At 63.9% G+C, this 18,989-nt stretch carries 18 protein-coding genes and 1 tRNA gene; 8 read left to right on the top strand and 11 right to left on the bottom strand.

Annotated features, from left to right (window positions below):
- Window positions 1–62 precede the first annotated feature (62 nt).
- Entirely contained in the window at window positions 63–2,471 is a 2,409-nt protein-coding gene (lon, locus tag CEJ42_RS09010) for an endopeptidase La (protein ID WP_079214775.1), read from the bottom strand.
- Between the two features lie 14 nt (window positions 2,472–2,485).
- On the opposite strand from lon, the gene CEJ42_RS24455 reads away from it, so the two are divergent.
- Complete coding sequence (locus CEJ42_RS24455) at window positions 2,486–2,773, top strand: hypothetical protein (RefSeq protein WP_129587691.1); 288 nt, start codon at window positions 2,486–2,488, stop codon at window positions 2,771–2,773.
- Here CEJ42_RS24455 and clpX read toward each other — a convergent pair.
- The 5 genes from clpX to CEJ42_RS08985 form a co-directional block, all read right to left on the bottom strand.
- Window positions 2,770–4,035: an ATP-dependent Clp protease ATP-binding subunit ClpX gene (clpX, locus tag CEJ42_RS09005; RefSeq protein WP_079214774.1), complete on the bottom strand. Its 1,266-nt coding sequence runs from the start codon at window positions 4,033–4,035 to the stop codon at window positions 2,770–2,772. The two genes, CEJ42_RS24455 and clpX, sit on opposite strands and share 4 nt — an antisense overlap.
- 242 nt (window positions 4,036–4,277) lie before the next feature.
- Entirely contained in the window at window positions 4,278–4,904 is a 627-nt protein-coding gene (gene clpP, locus CEJ42_RS09000; RefSeq protein ID WP_079214773.1) for an ATP-dependent Clp endopeptidase proteolytic subunit ClpP, read from the bottom strand.
- Window positions 4,905–4,956: 52 nt separating this feature from the next.
- Window positions 4,957–6,306 (bottom strand): trigger factor, encoded by a 1,350-nt coding sequence (gene tig / locus CEJ42_RS08995; RefSeq protein WP_079214772.1) that lies wholly within the window; start codon window positions 6,304–6,306, stop codon window positions 4,957–4,959.
- 283 nt (window positions 6,307–6,589) lie between these two features.
- Window positions 6,590–7,078, bottom strand: coding sequence for a CreA family protein (locus CEJ42_RS08990; RefSeq protein ID WP_088750688.1), 489 nt, complete (start codon window positions 7,076–7,078; stop codon window positions 6,590–6,592).
- A gap of 27 nt (window positions 7,079–7,105) precedes the next feature.
- Complete coding sequence (locus CEJ42_RS08985) at window positions 7,106–7,300, bottom strand: DUF1653 domain-containing protein (RefSeq protein WP_079214770.1); 195 nt, start codon at window positions 7,298–7,300, stop codon at window positions 7,106–7,108.
- A gap of 238 nt (window positions 7,301–7,538) precedes the next feature.
- On the opposite strand from CEJ42_RS08985, the gene CEJ42_RS08980 reads away from it, so the two are divergent.
- From CEJ42_RS08980 to hpnC, 4 genes are all read left to right on the top strand, one after another.
- Window positions 7,539–7,625: transfer RNA gene (locus CEJ42_RS08980), tRNA-Leu, on the top strand.
- Between the two features lie 89 nt (window positions 7,626–7,714).
- Entirely contained in the window at window positions 7,715–7,999 is a 285-nt protein-coding gene (locus tag CEJ42_RS08975) for a hypothetical protein (RefSeq protein WP_079214769.1), read from the top strand.
- 330 nt (window positions 8,000–8,329) lie between these two features.
- Window positions 8,330–9,511 (top strand): GGDEF domain-containing protein, encoded by a 1,182-nt coding sequence (locus CEJ42_RS08970; RefSeq protein ID WP_079214768.1) that lies wholly within the window; start codon window positions 8,330–8,332, stop codon window positions 9,509–9,511.
- Window positions 9,512–9,661: 150 nt separating this feature from the next.
- Complete coding sequence (gene hpnC / locus CEJ42_RS08965) at window positions 9,662–10,471, top strand: squalene synthase HpnC (protein ID WP_088750687.1); 810 nt, start codon at window positions 9,662–9,664, stop codon at window positions 10,469–10,471.
- Window positions 10,472–10,544: 73 nt separating this feature from the next.
- On the opposite strand, the gene CEJ42_RS08960 is transcribed toward hpnC, so the two are convergent.
- The gene (locus CEJ42_RS08960) at window positions 10,545–11,381 is read right to left on the bottom strand and encodes an HDOD domain-containing protein (protein WP_079214766.1); all 837 of its coding nucleotides are present in this window, start codon (window positions 11,379–11,381) and stop codon (window positions 10,545–10,547) included.
- Between the two features lie 303 nt (window positions 11,382–11,684).
- Here CEJ42_RS08960 and hpnD point away from each other — a divergent pair, with 303 nt between their 5' ends.
- The 3 genes from hpnD to CEJ42_RS08945 all read left to right on the top strand — a co-directional run bounded on the left by hpnD (window position 11,685) and on the right by CEJ42_RS08945 (window position 15,259).
- Entirely contained in the window at window positions 11,685–12,518 is an 834-nt protein-coding gene (gene hpnD / locus CEJ42_RS08955; protein ID WP_079214765.1) for a presqualene diphosphate synthase HpnD, read from the top strand.
- A gap of 27 nt (window positions 12,519–12,545) precedes the next feature.
- Entirely contained in the window at window positions 12,546–13,895 is a 1,350-nt protein-coding gene (gene hpnE / locus CEJ42_RS08950; protein WP_088750686.1) for a hydroxysqualene dehydroxylase HpnE, read from the top strand.
- Window positions 13,896–14,116: 221 nt separating this feature from the next.
- Window positions 14,117–15,259 (top strand): alpha-hydroxy acid oxidase, encoded by a 1,143-nt coding sequence (locus tag CEJ42_RS08945; protein ID WP_079214763.1) that lies wholly within the window; start codon window positions 14,117–14,119, stop codon window positions 15,257–15,259.
- 106 nt (window positions 15,260–15,365) lie between these two features.
- Here the strand turns inward: CEJ42_RS08945 and CEJ42_RS08940 are convergent, their stop codons facing one another.
- The 4 genes from CEJ42_RS08940 to CEJ42_RS08925 all read right to left on the bottom strand — a co-directional run bounded on the left by CEJ42_RS08940 (window position 15,366) and on the right by CEJ42_RS08925 (window position 18,793).
- The gene (locus tag CEJ42_RS08940) at window positions 15,366–16,049 is read right to left on the bottom strand and encodes an ankyrin repeat domain-containing protein (RefSeq protein ID WP_079214762.1); all 684 of its coding nucleotides are present in this window, start codon (window positions 16,047–16,049) and stop codon (window positions 15,366–15,368) included.
- Entirely contained in the window at window positions 16,046–16,825 is a 780-nt protein-coding gene (locus tag CEJ42_RS08935; RefSeq protein WP_079214761.1) for a TatD family hydrolase, read from the bottom strand. The genes CEJ42_RS08940 and CEJ42_RS08935 overlap by 4 nt, the downstream gene beginning before the upstream one ends.
- Before the next feature lie 81 nt (window positions 16,826–16,906).
- Entirely contained in the window at window positions 16,907–17,455 is a 549-nt protein-coding gene (locus CEJ42_RS08930) for a response regulator transcription factor (protein WP_079214760.1), read from the bottom strand.
- 27 nt (window positions 17,456–17,482) lie between these two features.
- On the bottom strand, window positions 17,483–18,793 hold the full coding sequence (locus CEJ42_RS08925; RefSeq protein ID WP_088750685.1) for an ATP-binding protein: 1,311 nt from the start codon (window positions 18,791–18,793) through the stop codon (window positions 17,483–17,485).
- Window positions 18,794–18,989: the final 196 nt, after the last annotated feature.

The raw sequence follows: 18,989 nt of genomic DNA, 5'->3' as shown, positions 1-18,989 counted from the left end.
TCCGGCAAGAAAAAAGCGCCTCCGAAGAGGCGCTTTTCACGAGCGGATGCCTTGCGGCGAACTCAGTGCTTGACCACCGGATCGGTAGCGCCGTCCTTCGGCGCCACCGCCGATTCGACGATGGCTTCGTCTTCCGGCAACGGGGCCGGCTGGCGTTCCAGCGCGACTTCCAGCACCTTGTCGATCCAGCGCACCGGGATGATCTCGAGCTTGTTCTTGACGTTGTCCGGGATCTCGGCCAGGTCCTTCACGTTCTGCTCGGGGATCAGCACGGTCTTGATGCCGCCGCGATGGGCCGCCAGCAGCTTTTCCTTCAGGCCGCCGATAGGCAGCACTTCGCCGCGCAGCGTGATCTCGCCGGTCATGGCCACATCGGCGCGCACCGGAATGCCGCTGAAGATGGACACCAGCGCGGTGGTCATCGCGATACCCGCCGACGGACCGTCCTTGGGTGTCGCGCCTTCCGGCACGTGGATGTGGATGTCGCTCTTCTCGAACACTTCGTTCTTGATGCCCAGCTTGCGGGCACGGCTGCGCACCACGGTGCGGGCTGCCTCGATCGACTCCTTCATCACGTCGCCCAGCGTGCCGGTGCGGATGATCTGGCCCTTGCCGGGCATGTTCACCGCTTCGATGGTCAGCAGGTCGCCCCCGACTTCGGTCCACGCCAGACCCACCACCTGGCCGATCTGGTTTTCCTTCTCGGCGATGCCGAAGTCGTAGCGACGCACGCCCAGGAACTTGTCCAGGTTGCGCGAGGTGACGGTCACCTTCTTCTCCTGCTTCTTCAGCAGCAGCAGCTTGACCACCTTGCGGCAGATCTTCGACACTTCGCGTTCCAGCGAACGCACGCCCGCTTCACGGGTGTAGTAGCGGATGATGTCGCGGATCGCCGATTCGGCCACGCTGATCTCGCCTTCCTTCAGACCGTTGTTCTTGATCTGCTTGGGCAGCAGGTAGCGCTGGGCGATGCTGGTCTTCTCGTCTTCGGTGTAACCCGACAGGCGGATCACTTCCATCCGGTCCAGCAGCGCTGGCGGGATGTTGAAGGAGTTGGACGTCGCCACGAACATCACGTCCGACAGGTCGAAGTCCACCTCGATGTAGTGATCGGAGAAGGTATGGTTCTGCTCCGGATCCAGCACTTCCAGCAGCGCCGACGACGGATCGCCGCGGAAATCCATGCCCAGCTTGTCGATTTCATCGAGCAGGAACAGCGGATTGCGTACGCCGACCTTGGACAGGCTTTGCAGGATCTTGCCCGGCATGGAACCGATGTAGGTACGACGATGACCGCGGATCTCGGCCTCGTCACGCACGCCGCCCAGCGCCATGCGCACGAACTTGCGGTTCGTGGCGCGCGCGATCGACTGGCCCAGCGAGGTCTTACCCACGCCCGGGGGACCGACGAAGCACAGGATCGGCGCCTTCAGCTTGTCCACGCGCTGCTGCACGGCGAGATACTCGAGGATGCGTTCCTTGACCTTCTCCAGGCCATAGTGATCGCCTTCCAGCACCTTCTCGGCGTTGGGCAGGTCGTTGTTGACCTTGGACTTCTTCTTCCAGGGCAGGCCGACCAGCGTATCGATATAGTTGCGCACCACGGTCGCCTCGGCGGACATCGGCGACATCAGCTTGAGCTTCTTCAGCTCGCTCTGCGCCTTCTCCAGCGCTTCCTTGGGCATCTTGGCGGCCAGGATCTTCTTTTCCAGCTCTTCCAGGTCGGCGCCGTCTTCGCCCTCGCCCAGCTCCTTCTGGATCGCCTTGACCTGTTCGTTCAGGTAGTACTCGCGCTGCGACTTCTCCATCTGGCGCTTGACGCGGCCACGGATGCGCTTTTCCACCTGCAGGATGTCGAGCTCGCCCTCGAGCTGGCCGAGCAGGTGCTCGTAGCGCTTGGCGACGTTGAAGATCTCAAGGATCACCTGTTTCTGCTCGAGCTTCAGCGGCAGGTGCGCGGCGATGGTGTCGGCCAGGCGGCCGGCGTCGTCGATGCCGGCCAGCGAGGTCAGGATCTCGGGCGGGATCTTCTTGTTCAGTTTCACGTACTGGTCGAACTGCTGCACGATGGTGCGGCGCATGGCTTCGACTTCCGCTTCATCGCCCTGCTCGGACTCCACCGGGGTCAGGTCGGCGACGAAATGGGTTTCCAGTTCGCTGATGTGATGGATGCGCGCGCGCTGTGCGCCTTCGACCAGCACCTTGACGGTGCCGTCGGGCAGCTTGAGCATTTGCAGGATGTTGGCCACGCAGCCGATTTCATAGATGTCGTCGGGCGAAGGCTCGTCCTTGGCGGCGGCCTTCTGGGCCGCGAGCATGATGCTCTTGCCTTGCTCCATGGCCGCTTCCAGCGCCTTGATCGACTTCGGGCGGCCGACGAAAAGCGGAATCACCATGTGCGGGAAAACAACCACATCCCGTAACGGCAACAGCGGCAATTGGGACTGTTCTGTGAGTATTGGAGTCGTCATGGCGGGCCTTATCAATGAATACTGTGAATGATGTTGGCACGAGTGATCAAAACACAAGTCCGGCTGAGCTAAAAAATCACGGCCGGGAGACCAATGTCATGATCGCAATAAAAACTAAAAAAGCCACACACGAAGTCTCCTCCGGGTGGCTTTTCGATGGAAGCCAGAGTATGTTCCGCCGGTTTATTTTACCGCTTTTGCGGATACCGGACTTTGTGCGGCCATTTCTGCATGATGCGGCACATCTTCATGCGCCGCACCACTGCTCCTTCGGCAATCCCGCGCTTGCGCAACGTGCTTAAGCGCCGGACACCTTCGGCTGGTCGTGGTAGATCAGCAGCGGCTTGGCGCCGTTGGTGATGGTGTTTTCGTCGACCACGACCTTGGCCACGTTCTGCTGGCTGGGCAATTCATACATCACGTCGAGCAATGCGTGCTCCAGGATCGAGCGCAGGCCGCGCGCGCCGGTCTTGCGCGCCAGCGCCTTCTTGGCGATGGCATGCATGGCGGCCGGGCGGATTTCCAGTTCCGCGCCTTCCATCTGCAGCAGCTTGGCGTATTGCTTGATCAGGGCGTTCTTCGGCTCGACCAGGATCTGGATCAGCGCTTCCTCGTCCAGCTCATTGAGGGTCGCGATGACCGGCAGACGACCGACCAGTTCGGGAATCAGGCCGAACTTGACCAGGTCCTCAGGCTCGGCGTTGAGCAGCACCTCGGAATTGGTCTTCTGGGTCTGGCTCTTCACGCTGGCCGAGAAACCGATGCCGCTCTTTTCGGAGCGGTCGGAAATGATCTTGGCCAGGCCGTCGAATGCGCCGCCGCAGATGAACATGATGTTGGTCGTGTCGATCTGCACGAAATCCTGGTTCGGATGCTTGCGGCCGCCCTGCGGCGGCACCGACGCCATGGTGCCTTCGATCAGCTTCAGCAACGCCTGCTGCACACCCTCGCCGGAGACGTCGCGGGTGATCGAAGGATTGTCCGACTTGCGGGAAATCTTGTCGATTTCGTCGATATAGACGATGCCCTTCTGGGCCTTCTCGACTTCGTAATTGCAGTTCTGCAGCAGCTTCTGGATGATGTTCTCGACGTCCTCGCCGACATAGCCGGCTTCGGTCAGCGTGGTCGCGTCAGCGATCACGAACGGGACGTTGAGCATGCGCGCCAGCGTCTGCGCCAGCAAAGTCTTGCCGGAACCCGTCGGGCCGACCAGCAGGATGTTGCTCTTGGCCAGTTCGACGTCGTCCTTCTTGCCCATGTGCTTCAGGCGCTTGTAGTGGTTGTACACCGCTACCGACAGGATGCGCTTGGCGGTGGACTGGCCGATGACGTACTGGTCCAGCAGCTCGCTGATTTCCTGCGGCGTCGGCAGGTCCGACTTGGCGCCCGGGACCGATTCCACGCTGGCGGCTTCATCGCGGATGATGTCGTTGCACAGGTCAATGCACTCGTCGCAGATGAAGACCGAAGGGCCGGCGATCAGCTTCTTGACTTCGTGCTGGCTTTTGCCGCAGAAGGAGCAATAAAGCAACTTTTCGCCGCTGGATGATTTTTTCTCAGACATAGAGCTACAAGGATAGAAGTTACGACTTGATCATACCCGCGAAATACGGATTCGTCACGGCTTGGTCATTTTTCGACGCCCGTCCCCGATTCCGGTTCGCTTCCTGACAGTTATATGTCATCGCCGCACCGATTTATCAAGAAAACAGAGCCCGAAAAGCCGCTCTTTGCCAAATCCGTAAAAAAAATGCCCGGACGGCAATGCATCCGGGCATTTTTACGGCGTTTTACCGCACTGCAAGCTCAACCGCGCTCGGTCAGCACCTTGTCAATCAGGCCATACTCCACGGCGGCGTCGGCCGACATGAAGTTGTCGCGATCGGTATCGCGCGCGATCTTTTCGACGTCCTGGCCGGTACGTTCGGCCAGGATGCCGTTCAAGCGTTCGCGCAGGTACAGGATTTCACGCGCCTGGATCTCGATATCCGATGCCTGGCCCTGGGCGCCGCCCAGTGGCTGGTGAATCATGATGCGCGAGTTCGGCAGCGAGAAGCGCTTGCCCTTGGCGCCGGCGGCCAGCAGGAATGCGCCCATGGACGCGGCCAGGCCCGTGCACAGCGTCGACACTTGCGGTTTGATGAACTGCATGGTGTCGAAGATCGCCATGCCGGCCGAAACCGAACCGCCAGGCGAATTGATGTACAGCGAGATGTCCTTGTCCGGGTTTTCGCTTTCCAGGAACAGCAGCTGGGCGACGATCACGTTGGCGGTAGCATCATTGACCGGTCCGACCAGGAAAATGATGCGTTCCTTCAGCAGGCGCGAGTAGATGTCATACGCGCGCTCGCCGCGGCCGCTCTGTTCGATCACCATCGGCACCATGCCGAGCATTTGCGTGTCCAGTGCAGAACCTCTGATCAGACCTGTCATGTGTGCATCCTTAGCGTAAAAATGTTTTCCGATACTACGCGAGAAAACCCGATTACGCTTGCGCCTGATTGCCCATCAGTTCGTCGAACGAAACCGGCTTTTCCGAAACCTTGGCTTTGCCGAGAACGTAGTTGACGACGTTTTCTTCCAAAACAAGGGCTTCGACTTCAGCCAGGCGGCGACGGTCGGAGAAGTAGTACTTCAGGACTTGCTGCGGGTCTTCGTAGCTTTGGGCGAAATCTTCGATCTGGGCCTTGACCTGCTCTTCGGTGGCTTCCAGCTTGTTGGCCTTGACCACTTCAGCCAGGATCAGACCCAGGCGCACGCGGCGCTCGGCCTGCGCGGTGAACAGCTCGCGCGGCAGCTGCATGACCTTCGGGTCCATGCCGCGCTGGGCCATGTCCTGCTTGGCCATTTCAGCCAGGCGCTCGACGTCCTGCTCGACCAGCGCCTTCGGCACTTCCAGGTCGCTTGCCTTGATCAGGGCGTTCATCACGCTGTCCTTGGTCTGGGCCTTGGTGCGTGCGGAGACTTCGCGCTCCAGGTTCTTCTTGATGTCTTCGCGCATCTTGCCCAGATCGCCGTCTTCGATGCCCAGCGATTGAGCGAAGACTGCGTCGACTTCAGGCATGTGCGCCCATTCGACCTTCTTCAGGGTGATGGTGAATTCTGCGGTCTTGCCGGCCACGTCCTTGCCGTGGTAGTCCTCGGGGAATGCCAGCGGGAAGGTCTTGGCTTCGCCAACCTTCAGGCCGATGGTGGCAGCTTCGAATTCCGGCAGCATGCGGCCTTCGCCCAGCACGAACGGGAAGTTGTCGGCCTTGCCGCCCTGGAATTCCACGCCGTCGATCTTGCCGACGAAGTCCACGGTCACGCGGTCGCCGTTCTGAGCCGACTGGTCAGCGCCGCCGTCGCCGTGCGCGCCTTGCTCGCCCTTGACGTGGTAGTGCACGCGCTGCTTGCGCAGGATGTCGATGGTCTTGTCGATTTCAGCGTCGGACACCGAAGCGGTGGTCTTTTCGACTTCGGCGCCGGTCAGATCGCCAATGGCCACGTCCGGATAGACTTCGAAGGTGGCGTTGAAAGCCAGTTGGCCTTCGCCGGCTTCTTCGCTGGTCTTGGGTTCGATCGAGGGGAAGCCGGCGACGCGCAGGTTGTTTTCCACGGCAGCGTCGTTGAATGCACGGCCGACCTTGTCGTTCAGCACTTCGGTTTCGACCTGGTAGCCGAACTGGGCGGCAACCATCTTCATCGGCACTTTACCCGGACGGAAACCCGGCGCCTTGGCAGTGCGGGCACGCACCTTCAGGCGCTTTTCCACTTCAGCCTGAACATCGGCCAGCGGGAAAGTCAGGGTCATACGACGTTCGAGTTTGCTCAGGGTTTCGACTGCAGTTGCCATTTAAATCGTCCAAATAATTAAGAATTCCGTAAGCCGGAGCATTCGCTTCCCGTCCGCATCGAAATATTTTCCAGACGAAAAGCGGCCAGCCCGACCGCGCTAAAGCTCGCTATTTTATACGCAAAAACCACGGCAAGTCCAAAATTGGACTTGCCGCATCGCAAACAAACCCGAAAGCCCCGTCATTGCCCGCAATGCAAGGCTGGCGCGGGCTTCAGCCGACACCCCGAAGCCCCGCCGTTGCCCACGGGAAAACGCCTTGTCTGCCCGCGCCCGACGGCGCCTACTTCACCGGTATCGGCGTGGAGGCGGCCACCGGCACGGCCGTGACCGCGTTCATGGGGCTGCCGTCGATGAGCTTGTCCGAATAGGTCAGGTAGACCAGCGTATTGCGCTTGGCATCGACCACCCGCACCACGTGCAGGCGCTTGAACAGGATGGACATGCGCTCGGTGAACACATCCTCCTGCACCGGCAGCTTGCCGGTGAACTGCAGGGTCGGCGCCACCTGGCGGCAGGCGATGGAGGCCTCCGCCTTGTCTTCGGCCAGGCCGACCGAACCCTTCACGCCGCCGGTGCGGGCGCGCGAGACGTAACACGTGACGCCCAGCACCTTGGGGTCGTCATAGGCTTCGATGACCACCCGGTCGTTCTTTCCCAGCCAGCGAAAAGCCGTGCTGACGTCGGCCAGGTCCTCGGCGAGCGAAATGGGCGCGGCCGCGACGCCCGCCAGGAGCAGGACGCCGGCCAGCGCGCGTGATGTCTGTTTCATGGAATATCCGTAGGTTGGAGCGGACGATCAGTCCGCGATCTTCTCGAAGCGCGGCACCTGCTTGCCGTCGACTTCGACCAGTTCATGAAAAACCGCGCTGGGACGAATCCACAGGCGGCCATCGGCGGCCCGGTAGACCACCATGGGAGACAGGTCGGATTCGAGGATGGCATCGCCGACGAACTCGTAGATGCCGCCTTTGTAATGGCGATAGCGTGTCATGAAAAACCGTTATAAAGAGAGGAAAAGGACCGAAGGAACAGAGAACGGATCCGAGCGCGCATGATACTGCCCCGCCGGCCCTTTCCAGTGGGCTGACAAGCTTTCCGCAAAAAAACGGACATTGGCAACGGCTTGCAGTACAATAGCGCGCTTTGATAAAAAGCTACCCGCATCGGTAGCGGCAAATCTGCTGCACACTGCTTCCAGACTGCTATCGCGCCGATGACCGACACCTTCAGCGAGGATGGCGAAATTGGTAGACGCACCAGGTTTAGGTCCTGACGCCAGCAATGGTGTGGGGGTTCGAGTCCCCCTCCTCGCACCAGATGATTCCCTGAAACCGTATACCCTTCCGGCCTGAGCGAGGCTTCGTCGCCGCGCCGGAAGTCTTCAGGCCCTATTCCAGGAACCGCCATGCCCACCCAGGAAGAATTCGACGCGCTCAAGCAAAGCCACAACGCGCTGCTCAACAAGTTCATCGAAAACAATACCGCCGACCAGATCCTGTTCTCCACGCTGTTTACGGCAGCGGCGGTGCTGTCCAAGGACGGCAAGCAGTTCACCCAGGGCGCCATGGGCATCGCCCGCTCGCTCGCCGCCCAGCTCGCCGTCGGCGGCAATATGCCGACCGCCTTGCTGGAGACGGTGGAAACGCGAATCGCGACCATCGAAGCGCTGCTCAAGGACAAGTTCGACTGAGCCCGGGATTGCGCTGACATCTCTCCCGCCACGCCCCGGCCTTGCCCGGGGAATGCGTCGCCCGCCCGCTCGCCGCACACGAAACCTCACCGAAAAATAGCCCTCCGGAAATAAGCGGACCTGCCCGCAAATCCTTTCCAGACAAGCTTTGTGGGCAAACGGCACGCTTTGCGCTCTGCCTGTTTACCGCACCGGCCGCCTTGTTTATTATCACTTCAACCATGAGGGGGATCATGACCTGGCGCTTCGCTGCGAAGCCGCTCATCTCGGATCCTGGGATTACCAGAAAAAAACGAGTGATGCCGATTTCAAGGGCGGGGGTGACTGTTCATGTCGTACGAGATTGTGCATACCTTTGGCTTCAGCGTTTACCTTGTGTTTCTGCTGATGTTCCTCTGGACCTACCGCGTCCCGCGCACCAATCCCGGTTCGGGCTGGTGGGCCGCCTCGATTTCCTTCGCGCTCCTCGCGCGCCTCACGCTGGTCCTGCTGATCCCCAGCGGCGACATGAAGCTCATCGTCACCGCCTACGCCGTGCTCAACGTGCTCGAGAAGCCCTTGCTGCTGACCGGCCTGTGCCGATTCCTCGGTATCGACGCCAGGGAGCGCTGGTTCTGGATCGCCGCCGCCGCCGCCGAGCTGTGGTTGCTGGCGGCATGGACGCAGGACGCCTCGACGCTGGCGCGCAGCCTGGGTTACTCGGTGACGAACGCGGGCTTCATGTTCGCCATCGCCTGGTTCAGCTACCAGCGCCGCAATGACTCCAAGGGCTGGCTGCACATGACCGCGGCCGCCAGCGCGGCCATGGGCGTGCACTGGCTCGTGGGCCCGGTCGTGATCGATTTCCAGCCCGGCTGGTTCAAGACCGGCTTCGTGCTGGGCACGATCCTGGTGTCGCTGCAGTACCTGTCCCTGCTGGGCGCCATGCTGACGCTGTTCCAGCGGCGCCTGGTCGATGCCGAGGCCAAGGCGCTGGACATGGCCTTTCTCGACCCGCTGACCGGCCTGAACAACAAGCGCTACATGAATACCCTGTTCGACCATGCGCTGCTGCTGGCCACACGCCCGCATCACATGGTGGCGATCTTCTACATCGACCTCGACAACTTCAAGCCGATCAACGATACCGCCGGCCACCATGTGGGCGACGAGGTGCTCAAGGCCATCGCCGCGCGCATCAAGGGCATCGTGCGCAGCACCGACATCTGCGCGCGCGTGGGCGGCGATGAATTCATCGTCATCGGCACCCAGCTGGAGAGCGAGAACCAGGCCTTCGAAGTGGCCAAGAAACTGCTGGCCCAGATGATGCAGCACGTGCAGGTCGGCGACCGCCAGTACCTGCTTGGGGCGAGCATCGGCATCAGCCTCTACCCTTTGCACGCGCGCGACCTGCACAAGCTCATCCAGTGCGCCGACAGCGCCATGTACCAGGTCAAGCGCAACGGCAAGAGCGGCTACGAAATCTACAAGGCCCAGCCGGGCGGCGAGCCGCAGCTCCAGGCGGTCGGCTGACCCGCGCCTGTCCGGCCATGCGGGCCGGCCCGCGCTATCGACTGAGACCGCCGCGCGCAGTCGGCCGTCGGGCCGCGCCGTTTTTCCTTTACTATTCGGGCTGAAAATCCGCAGCATCTTCAGCAGACCCGAACCGGAAAAAGCGCCTTCATGGCTGTCGACCACTACGAAAACTTCCCCGTTGCCTCCCTGCTGCTCCCGGCCCGCCTGCGCCCGGCCGTGACCGCAATCTACGCCTTCGCCCGCAGCGCCGACGATCTCGCCGACGAAGGCGACGCCCTCGCCCCGCAGCGCCTGGCGGCACTACAGGCCTATGAAGAGCAACTGGACCTGATCGAATCCGGCCAGCCTTGCCGGCCGCCGATCTTTGAGCGCCTGCAACAGACGATTCGCGATTACCGGCTGCCGCTGCAGCCCTTTCGCGATTTGCTCTCAGCCTTCCGGCAGGATGTCGTGACCACCCGTTACCCCAGCTACGACGACCTGCTCGATTATTGCCGGCGCTCGGCCAACCCGGTCGGCACGCTGATGCTGCATCTCTACGACGCGGCCAGCGAAACCAACCTGCGCGACTCCGACGCCATCTGCAGCGCGCTGCAGCTGATCAATTTCTGGCAGGACGTCGCCGTCGACTGGGAAAAAGCGCGCATCTACCTGCCGCAGGAAGACCTGCAGCGCTACGGCGTGAGCGAAGCCGATATCGCCGCCGCGACCGACGGCGACAACTGGCGCCGGCTGATGCAGTTCGAGGTGGAACGCGCTCGCGCCCTGATGCTGTCGGGCGCGCCGCTGGCCCGGCGGCTGCCGGGGCGGATAGGCTGGGAGTTGCGGCTGGTGGTCCAGGGCGGCCTGCGCATCCTGGAACGCATCGAGGCCGTGCGAGGCGATGTCTTCCGCCAGCGGCCGAAACTGGGCAAGGCCGACTGGATGGTCGTGGGCTGGCGCGGCCTGACCATGTAGACGACAAACTAAACGAAAAACGCCTGCGCGGCCGATGATGGCCGAACGGGCGCAAGCAGGCCTGCAGTCGTTGTCAGACCAGCAAGGCCGAGGTCAGGGAGCGGATCTGCTCTTCCGAATCGTCGAGCAGGTTGCGCAGGGACTGGTCGCCGATGTAATCGTCCACCAGGTTCTCGCCGCCGATGCCGGCTTCGGCCACGGTGCGCTGCAGCGGCGAAGGCACCGGCGAGAGCTCCTTGGCCAGCAGCAGCACGTCGCCGATGGTTTGCGGCGGCAGCACCCGCACGCCGTGCCACAGCGACTCGATGGCGTCGACCACCGGCTGCGGCACGCCCAGCTTCTTCAGCACGGCGCGGCCGATCATCTTCTCCCCATATTCAGCCCAGTCCTCGATGCCGCCCGCCAGCAGGTCGGGATATTCATCGGTGCGCGAGAGCAGGTAGAAGCCGCCGACCTCATGCACGATGCCGGCGAACATGGCCGTCTCGGGATCGCCGTTGGTCAGCTTGGCGGTCAGCACATGCGCCGTCGCCGCGACGTGGGCGCAATGCTCCCACAGCTGCGCCGACTTGATGCGCATGGCCGGGTTGCTGATGGTGCGCCCCAGCTGGCGGACGATGACCGAGGTGGTGATGGTGTTGAGGGTGCGAAAGCCCAGCCGCATCACGGCCGTGCGTACGTTGTTGATTTCGCCGCCGGAGCGGTTGTAGGCGGCCGAATTGGCGATGGCCACGGTGCGCGCCGAGACCAGCGGCTCGGCCATCACCAGTTTGGCGGCCTGCTCCAGGTGGCAGTCGGGATCCGACAACGCCTGCTGCAGCTTCATCGATGCGCTGACGTTGGCCGGGAACACCAGCTCCCCGCGTCCGGCCTGCGATGCGATATTGCGAAAGATTTCCAGTCTGTCCATGACGTCTCCAGCCTCCTCGTATGTTCGCTAGCGCTGCTCCGGTCGGTCTGTGCTGCCTCGCCGGTTCCTGTATCCATATCGGCATGCGGCGCCCTGATTTTTATGCTCCTGCCATCATTTTTTGCGGGCGATCGATGCGCTGAGCTTAATGGACAACGCCGGCGGCCGCAATAAGAGACCGCTGCCGCATTTGCCCTGCCGTGCGCACTCGGCTAGCATAGCGCCTTTGCCGGATTTTGCCCGCCCCGGGTGCCTTGACGGGCATATTCCGGCCTCGCACCGAACACGCAGCCACCGCCATCCATGTCTCCAGACGAATACTGCCAGCAGAAGGCCGCCGCCAGCGGTTCCAGCTTTTACTACAGCTTCCTGTTCCTGCCGCCGGAACGCCGGCGCGCGATCACGGCGCTGTACGCCTTCTGCCGCGAAGTCGACGACACCGTCGACGAGATCGAGGATCCGATGGTGGCGCGCACCAAGCTGATGTGGTGGCGCAAGGAAATCGCCGCCATGCTGGAAGGCAATCCCAGCCATCCGGTGACCAAGGCCCTGTATCCCCACGTGGCCGTCTACAAGCTCAAGGGAGAACACCTGCAGGCCATCATCGACGGCATGGAGATGGACCTGGACCAGAGCCGCTACCTCGACTATCCCGGCCTGCAGCGCTATTGCTGGCACGTGGCCGGCGTGGTGGGCATCCTGTCGGCCAGCATCTTCGGCCACACCCAGGGCGGCACCCTGCTGTTCGCTGAAAAGCTGGGGCTGGCCTTCCAGCTCACCAACATCATCCGCGACGTCGGCGAAGACGGCCGCAAGGGCCGCATCTACCTGCCGGTCAACGAGCTGCAGCAATTCAACGTGACCGCGGCCGACATCCTCAACGCCCGCCACAGCGACCAGTTCGAGGCGCTGATGAAGTTCCAGGTGCAGCGCGCCCGCGGCGTCTACGACGAGGCCTTCGCCCTGCTGCCCAAGGAAGACCGGCGCGCCCAGCGTCCCGGCCTGATGATGGCGGCCATCTACCGCACCCTGCTCGACGAGATAGAGCGCGACGGCTACCACGTGCTGAACCAGCGCATCTCGCTCACGCCCATCCGCAAGCTGTGGCTGGCGTGGAAAACCTACGTCTTCGGCTGAGCGGCTGATGCCGGCCGCCCTTCCCCGATGAACGCCCCGCGCCACTACGCCGTCGTCGGCGGCGGCTGGGCCGGCTGCGCCGCCGCGGTGGCGCTGGCGGGCTCCGGCCATCGGGTCAGCCTCTTCGAAGCATCGCGCACGCTGGGCGGGCGCGCGCGCCGGGTGGAGGCCGACGGTCGCCTGCTGGACAACGGCCAGCACATCCTGCTGGGCGCCTATGCCGCCTGCCTGAAACTGATGAAGCAGGTCGGCATTTCCCCCTCGGAGGCCATGCTGCGCCTGCCGCTGCAGATGCGCTACCCGCTGGCCGCGGGCGCCGACGGCATGGACTTCGCCGCGCCGCGCCTGCCGGCGCCGCTGCATGTGGCGTTCGCGCTGCTGCGCGCCAAAGGCCTGGGGCGCGACGACAAGATGGCGCTGGCGCGCTTTTCCAGCACCGCGCGCTGGATGGGTTGGCAACTGCACCAGGACTGCAGCGTGGCCGAGCTGCTGGAGCGCTACGAGCAAACCCCGCGCCTGATCCGCCTGATGTGGAACCCGCTGTGCATCGCCGCCCTGAACACGCCGCCCGAACGAGCGTCAGCCCGGGTGTTCCTGAACGTGCTGCGCGACAGCCTTGGCGCACGCCGCGCGGCGTCGGACATGCTGATCCCGCGCATCGACCTGAGCGCCCTGCTGCCCAAAGCCGCCGCCGCCTGGCTGGCGCGCCACGCGGGCCAGGCGCACACCGGCACGGCCGTGAGCCGCCTGCTGCCCGGCAGCGAGCCCGGCGCCTGGCGCCTGGAAGACCGCCAGGGCGAGAGCCTGGGAGAATTCGCCGGCGCGGTCCTGGCCACCGGCCCCGAAGCGGCCGCGCAACTGCTCGATGGCCACGCCGATACCACCCTGCTGCGCGCCCTGGAACACGAACCGATCAGCACCTGCTACCTGCAGTACGACGACGGCCTGCGGCTGCCGCAGCCGTTCTACGCGCTGGCGGACGATCCCGCGCGCCGCGCGTGGGGCCAGTTCGTGTTCGACCGCGGCCAGCTGGGCGGCCCGGCGGGCCTGCTGGCGGTGGTGGTCAGCGCAGCCGGCACGGCCGTCGAAGACGGCCACGCCGCGCTGGAACAAGGCATCGTCCGGCAACTGGCGGACGATTTCGGCATGCCGGCGCTGGCCGCGCCCCGCTGGAGCAAGCTCATCACGGAAAAGCGCGCCACCTTCTCCTGCACGCCGGGACTGGTCCGGCCGGACAACGCGGGCCTGCCTGCCGGGCTGGCGCTGGCGGGCGACTACGTGGCCGGCGACTACCCGGCCACGCTCGAAGGCGCGGTGCGCAGCGGCACGGCGGCGGCCAAGCGGCTGGTCTCCCGCCGGCCTGAAGAAAACCCCTGAATCATTTGCCGCAATCCATAGCCATCCAAAGCTGGCGCCCATATCCGCCCGGGGTGACCTCATATAAAATTTTCATGGATAGCCGGAAATGGATTCACCCCACGCATCGCCGCTTTGCTCTAGGATGACGCATCCTGAGAGCAGCCCCGATTCCGGTTCGTGCCTGCAGTCCACACCGCCCGGCGGCAAACGCCGCGTTTCATTTATACGGAGATAACAATATGCCGGTCATGACCTGTGTCGAAGACTTCCGCCTGCTGGCGAAAAAGCGGGTTCCCAAAGCCTTCTACGACTATGCCGACAGCGGCTCGTACACCGAAGGCACCTACCGCGCCAACAGCGACGACCTGGCCGCCATCAAGCTGCGCCAGCGCGTGGCCATCAATGTCGACGAACGCAGCACCCGCACCACCATGATCGGCCACGACGTCACCATGCCGGTGGCGATCGCTCCGACCGGCCTGACCGGCATGCAATGGGCCAACGGCGAAATGCTGGGCGCCATGGCCGCCGAGAAGTTCGGCATCCCCTTCACGCTGTCGACCATGAGCATCTGCTCCATCGAAGACGTCGCCAGCGTCACCAAGAAGCCGTTCTGGTTCCAGCTCTACGTGATGCGCGACCGCGGCTTCGTGAAGTCCATGATCGACCGCGCCAAGGCCGCCAAGTGCTCGGCGCTGGTGCTGACGCTGGACCTGCAGATCCTCGGCCAGCGCCACAAGGACCTGAAGAACGGCATGTCGGTGCCGCCCAAGCTGACCCTGGACACGCTGCTGGACCTGGCCAGCAAACCCGGCTGGGCGCTGCGGGCGCTGGGCGGACGCAAGACCTTCGGCAACCTGGCCGGCCACATCAACGGCGGCAACAGCGGCAGCGGCGTGCAGACCCTCTCCAAGTGGACCGCCAGCCAGTTCGACCCGACCCTGAACTGGGACGACGTCGCCTGGATCAAGGAACAATGGGGCGGCAAGCTGATCCTCAAGGGCATCCTCGACGTGGAAGACGCCAAGATCGCCGCCCAGACCGGCGCCGACGCGCTGGTGGTGTCCAACCACGGCGGGCGCCAGCTGGACGGCGCGATGTCGTCGATCGAGGCGCTGCCGGCGATTGCCCAGGCGGTGGGCGACCAGATCGAGGTCTGGTTCGACGGCGGCATCCGCAGCGGCCAGGACATCCTCAAGGCCACCGCACTGGGCGCCAAGGGCACCATGATCGGCCGCGCTTTCCTCTACAGCCTGGGCGCCATGGGCGGCGAAGGCGTGTCGCAGATGCTGGAAATCCTGCGCAAGGAGCTGGACGTGAGCATGGCCCTGACCGGCACCAAGGACATCAAGGACGTCGGCCCGCAAATTCTCGTGCCCTGAGCACGCGCCCTGCGCGCCTGAGCGCACGCGAACAGCGCAAAAAAATCCCGGACGCCTTGCGGCGCTCCGGGATTTTTTTATCTGCCACAGACGTATGACGTGGGGCTCACTGCTTCGGCGGCTCCTTGAGCACGTCGATCACGCCGTCCTGGCCGTAGCGTTGCGCCAGGTCCAGCGCGGTCAGGCCGTCCTTGTTCTTCAGCGTCAGGTCGGCACCGCCGTCGCGCAGCACCGCCACCGCCGCCACACGGCCGCGCATGGCCGCCAGCATGACCGGCGTCATCTTGTCGTCCGGCGACTCGGCGTCGATGTAAGCGGACGCATCCAGCAGCAGCTTGACGATCTCGGAGCTGCCGTTGATGGCGGCGTAATGCAGCGCCGTCCAGCCCTGGCGATTGACCTCCACCTCGCGCGACAGCAGCAGCTTCACCACCGGCACGTTGCCATAGAAGGCGGCCAGCATCAGCGGCGTGTCGCCGTTGACGGCCTGGGCTTCCAGATTGACGTCCGGCGCGTTGACCAGCACCTCGAAAGCCTTCATCGAGTCTTCGCGGATGGCCAGCATCAGGCCGGTATAGCCGCGCTTGGGCTCGATCAGGTTGGGTCCCATGCCGCGCTGCATGAGCTGCTTGAGGAAGTAGACGTTGTCCATGCGGATCGCCTGGAAATAGTCCTCATAGGCGCCGGCGCGCGCCGCGCCCGGGAGCAGCAGCGAGGTGTAGAGCAGGACGCGGCCCAGGCCGCGGAAACGGGGAAAACGGGAACGGAGCTTTTCCAGCAAAGACGTCATTGTTTGATTCCGAACAGCTTGAAGAAATTGGCGGAAGTCTGGCGCGCGACCTCGTCGGCCGAAATGCCGCGCAGGTCGGCGATGAACTCTCCGACATGGCGCACGTAACCGGGTTCATTGGTCTTGCCGCGGAACGGCACCGGCGCCAGGTAGGGCGAGTCGGTCTCGATCAACATGCGTTCCAGCGGAATGGTGCGCGCCACCTGCTGCAGGTCCTTGGCGGACTTGAAGGTGACGATGCCGGAAAACGAGATATAGAACCCCAGCTCGATGGCCGCGTCGGCCACTTCCTGCGACTCGGTAAAGCAGTGCATCACCCCGGCCGCGCCGCCGGCATCGGGACTGGCGCCCTCTTCGCGCATGATGCGGATGGTGTCTTCCGAGGCGGAACGGGTATGGATGATCAGCGGCTTGCCGGTTTCGCGCGAGGCGCGGATATGGGTGCGGAAGCGCTCGCGCTGCCATTCCAGATCGCCCTGCAGGCGGTAATAGTCCAGCCCGGTCTCACCGATGGCGACGATGCGCGGATGTTCGGCCAGCTTGACCAGCTGCGCGACGTCGGGCTCGGGCGTGTCTTCGTAGTCGGGATGCACGCCGACCGAGGCGTAGATGTTGGGATACTGTTCGGCCAGGGCGAGCACTTGCGGGAAGTCAGGCAGGTCCACCGAGACGCACAGCGCATGGCTGACCTTGTTTTCGGCCATCTTGCCGAAAATCTCGGGCAGGCGCGCGGCGAGATCGGGAAAATTGATGTGGCAATGGGAATCGATATACATGGCCGCTATTGTAAAGCGACCGGCGACGGGTGTCGCCCCTGATTGCCTTTGCTTACAGCCTGGAGGCGCCCGGCCTGGCGCTTATTTGGCGACCGGTCGCTTGCCCAGCTTGCGCTGCAATGTGCGGCGATGCATGTTCAGCGCGCGCGCCGTGGACGAAATATTGCCCTGGTGCTCGGCCAGCACGCGCTGGATGTGCTCCCATTCGAGGCGGTCGAGCGACAGCGGCGTGGCCTCTTCCGCCGGCAGCGCGGCTTCCGGACCGGCATCGCCCTCGGCCGCATGCGTCAGCGCCGAGAGGATGGAGTCCACGTTGGCCGGCTTGGCCAGGTAATTGTCGGCCCCTGACTTGATCGCCTGCACCGTGGTGGCGATGCTGGCGTAACCGGTCAGCACCAGCAGGCGCGCGTCCGGCAGCGCCTCGCGCAGCGGCGAGATCCATTGCAGGCCGGAATCCTGCTCCAGCTGCAGGTCGATGGTGGCGTAGTCGTAGCTCTCCTTGCGCGCCGCCGCCAGCGCCTCCTCGCCGCTATGCGCCACGGTGGCGCGAAACCCGCGGCGCACCAGCGAGCGCGCCAGCGTGCCGGCGAAGACATCGTTGTCGTCAAGGATCAGGAAAGCGGCGCTCATCGGAATATCTTTCAACCCATCGAAAATTCAGGAAACCGGCAGCTGCAGCTCGGCCGCCGTACCTTCGCCCGGCGCGGAACGCAGGCGCAGCCTGCCGCCCATATGGGCCGCGGCGGCAAAAGCCAGCATCAGCCCGATGCCCCTGCCGCCCGAGCCGCTGGCAACCGGCATATGCCCCAGCCGGGCCAGCAGATCCGGCGCAATGCCGCAGCCATTGTCGGAAACACGAATGATAGCCGTCTTTTGCCCGGCCTTCGCGGACGCCCGTTCGTCCACGGCCAGCGACAACCGGACCTGGCCGTCATGGCCGCGCTCGCGCACCGCCTGCGCGGCGTTGTCGAGCAACGTCAGCAGGATCTGCGACAGGTCTTGCAACTGCCCGGCGGCGAGCCCCTCCTGCTTGAGGTCGGCCGCCAGCAGCACCGACGGATGGCGCAGCCGCCAGCCGTCGATCAGCGTGGCCAGCCAGGGGCCGAGCGCGGCGCTTCGCCCGTCTTCCGCGTCGGCGTCCAGGCGCATGCTTTCCAGCGCCGCCTTGCAGACGGCGATCTGCTCCTCGACCACCCGCAGGTCTTCTTCATAGAGCGCCAGCGCGGCATTGCCGGCCATGTCACGCCGCATTTCCCCGGCGATCACCGCCACCGTCGACAAGGGCGTGTTCAAGGCATGCGCGGCGCCCGCCGCCTGCGTTCCCAGGGCCACGATGCGCTGCCCCTGCAGCTGCCGCTCGCGCGCCTGCGCCAGCTGGCCGTCGCGCGAACGCACGGCGGCGGCGATGCGGGTGACGAACCAGGTGATCAGCAAGGCCGAGATCGAGAAGTTGATCCACATCCCGGCCAGGTGATAGGCCATCGCCTGCCCGTGGTCGTGGATGTGCAGGGGCTCGTAGAAATAGACCAGCCCCGAATACGCCGCCAGCGCGCACAACGCCAGCGCGAAGGCATACGGCCAGGCCAGCGTCGCCGCTCCCGCGGCCAGTGCGGGCAGGTAAAAGGAGACGAAGGGATTGGTCGCCCCGCCCGAGAAGAACAGCAAGGCCGACAGCACCGCCAGGTCCAGCAGCAGCTGCATGAACAGCTCGCCCTGCCCGGCCGGCCGCACCATGCGCATGCGCGCCCAGGTCGCGGCATTGATGAGCGCCTGCAATCCGATCAACCCCAACAGCGCCGCCAAGGGCAAAGCGATGTCCAGCCAGAAATGCGCACCGGCCAGCACCAGCAGCTCGCCGGCGATGGTGGCCCAGCGCAACCAGGACAATCGGGAGAGCAGCTGGTGCTGGGGCAAGGCGCCGTTCATCGGCACGGGGCGGATCGGGGAGAGGACGGAAGTGGACTGCATGCGGGGAATTATAAGGCTGTGCGGCATGTCGCCGACCGGCTGATTTGTCGAGCGGATCCGGGGATCAACTATATGAAATGAAAAGCAGATTTCGGGGGGCGTGCGGATGTAATCGTTTTTGCATTTTTGCGACACCGAATCAGCGGCCATGCGTAAATTCCGCGGCAAATGCAATCATTAATACAAATAATAACCA

The organism is Herbaspirillum robiniae, assembly GCF_002213415.1.
In the GTDB taxonomy this organism is placed as follows: domain Bacteria; phylum Pseudomonadota; class Gammaproteobacteria; order Burkholderiales; family Burkholderiaceae_D; genus Herbaspirillum; species Herbaspirillum robiniae.
This window is presented reverse-complemented; position numbering and strand designations above follow the sequence as displayed.

What these genes read in the sequence shown, in the direction of transcription:
- lon (WP_079214775.1), bottom strand. Translation starts at nt 2,471, where the DNA reads ATGACGACTCCAATACTCACAGAACAGTCCCAATTGCCGCTGTTGCCG.
- CEJ42_RS24455 (WP_129587691.1), top strand. Translation starts at nt 2,486, where the DNA reads ATGAATACTGTGAATGATGTTGGCACGAGTGATCAAAACACAAGTCCG.
- clpX (WP_079214774.1), bottom strand. Translation starts at nt 4,035, where the DNA reads ATGTCTGAGAAAAAATCATCCAGCGGCGAAAAGTTGCTTTATTGCTCC.
- clpP (WP_079214773.1), bottom strand. Translation starts at nt 4,904, where the DNA reads ATGACAGGTCTGATCAGAGGTTCTGCACTGGACACGCAAATGCTCGGC.
- tig (WP_079214772.1), bottom strand. Translation starts at nt 6,306, where the DNA reads ATGGCAACTGCAGTCGAAACCCTGAGCAAACTCGAACGTCGTATGACC.
- CEJ42_RS08990 (WP_088750688.1), bottom strand. Translation starts at nt 7,078, where the DNA reads ATGAAACAGACATCACGCGCGCTGGCCGGCGTCCTGCTCCTGGCGGGC.
- CEJ42_RS08985 (WP_079214770.1), bottom strand. Translation starts at nt 7,300, where the DNA reads ATGACACGCTATCGCCATTACAAAGGCGGCATCTACGAGTTCGTCGGC.
- CEJ42_RS08975 (WP_079214769.1), top strand. Translation starts at nt 7,715, where the DNA reads ATGCCCACCCAGGAAGAATTCGACGCGCTCAAGCAAAGCCACAACGCG.
- CEJ42_RS08970 (WP_079214768.1), top strand. Translation starts at nt 8,330, where the DNA reads ATGTCGTACGAGATTGTGCATACCTTTGGCTTCAGCGTTTACCTTGTG.
- hpnC (WP_088750687.1), top strand. Translation starts at nt 9,662, where the DNA reads ATGGCTGTCGACCACTACGAAAACTTCCCCGTTGCCTCCCTGCTGCTC.
- CEJ42_RS08960 (WP_079214766.1), bottom strand. Translation starts at nt 11,381, where the DNA reads ATGGACAGACTGGAAATCTTTCGCAATATCGCATCGCAGGCCGGACGC.
- hpnD (WP_079214765.1), top strand. Translation starts at nt 11,685, where the DNA reads ATGTCTCCAGACGAATACTGCCAGCAGAAGGCCGCCGCCAGCGGTTCC.
- hpnE (WP_088750686.1), top strand. Translation starts at nt 12,546, where the DNA reads ATGAACGCCCCGCGCCACTACGCCGTCGTCGGCGGCGGCTGGGCCGGC.
- CEJ42_RS08945 (WP_079214763.1), top strand. Translation starts at nt 14,117, where the DNA reads ATGCCGGTCATGACCTGTGTCGAAGACTTCCGCCTGCTGGCGAAAAAG.
- CEJ42_RS08940 (WP_079214762.1), bottom strand. Translation starts at nt 16,049, where the DNA reads ATGACGTCTTTGCTGGAAAAGCTCCGTTCCCGTTTTCCCCGTTTCCGC.
- CEJ42_RS08935 (WP_079214761.1), bottom strand. Translation starts at nt 16,825, where the DNA reads ATGTATATCGATTCCCATTGCCACATCAATTTTCCCGATCTCGCCGCG.
- CEJ42_RS08930 (WP_079214760.1), bottom strand. Translation starts at nt 17,455, where the DNA reads ATGAGCGCCGCTTTCCTGATCCTTGACGACAACGATGTCTTCGCCGGC.
- CEJ42_RS08925 (WP_088750685.1), bottom strand. Translation starts at nt 18,793, where the DNA reads ATGCAGTCCACTTCCGTCCTCTCCCCGATCCGCCCCGTGCCGATGAAC.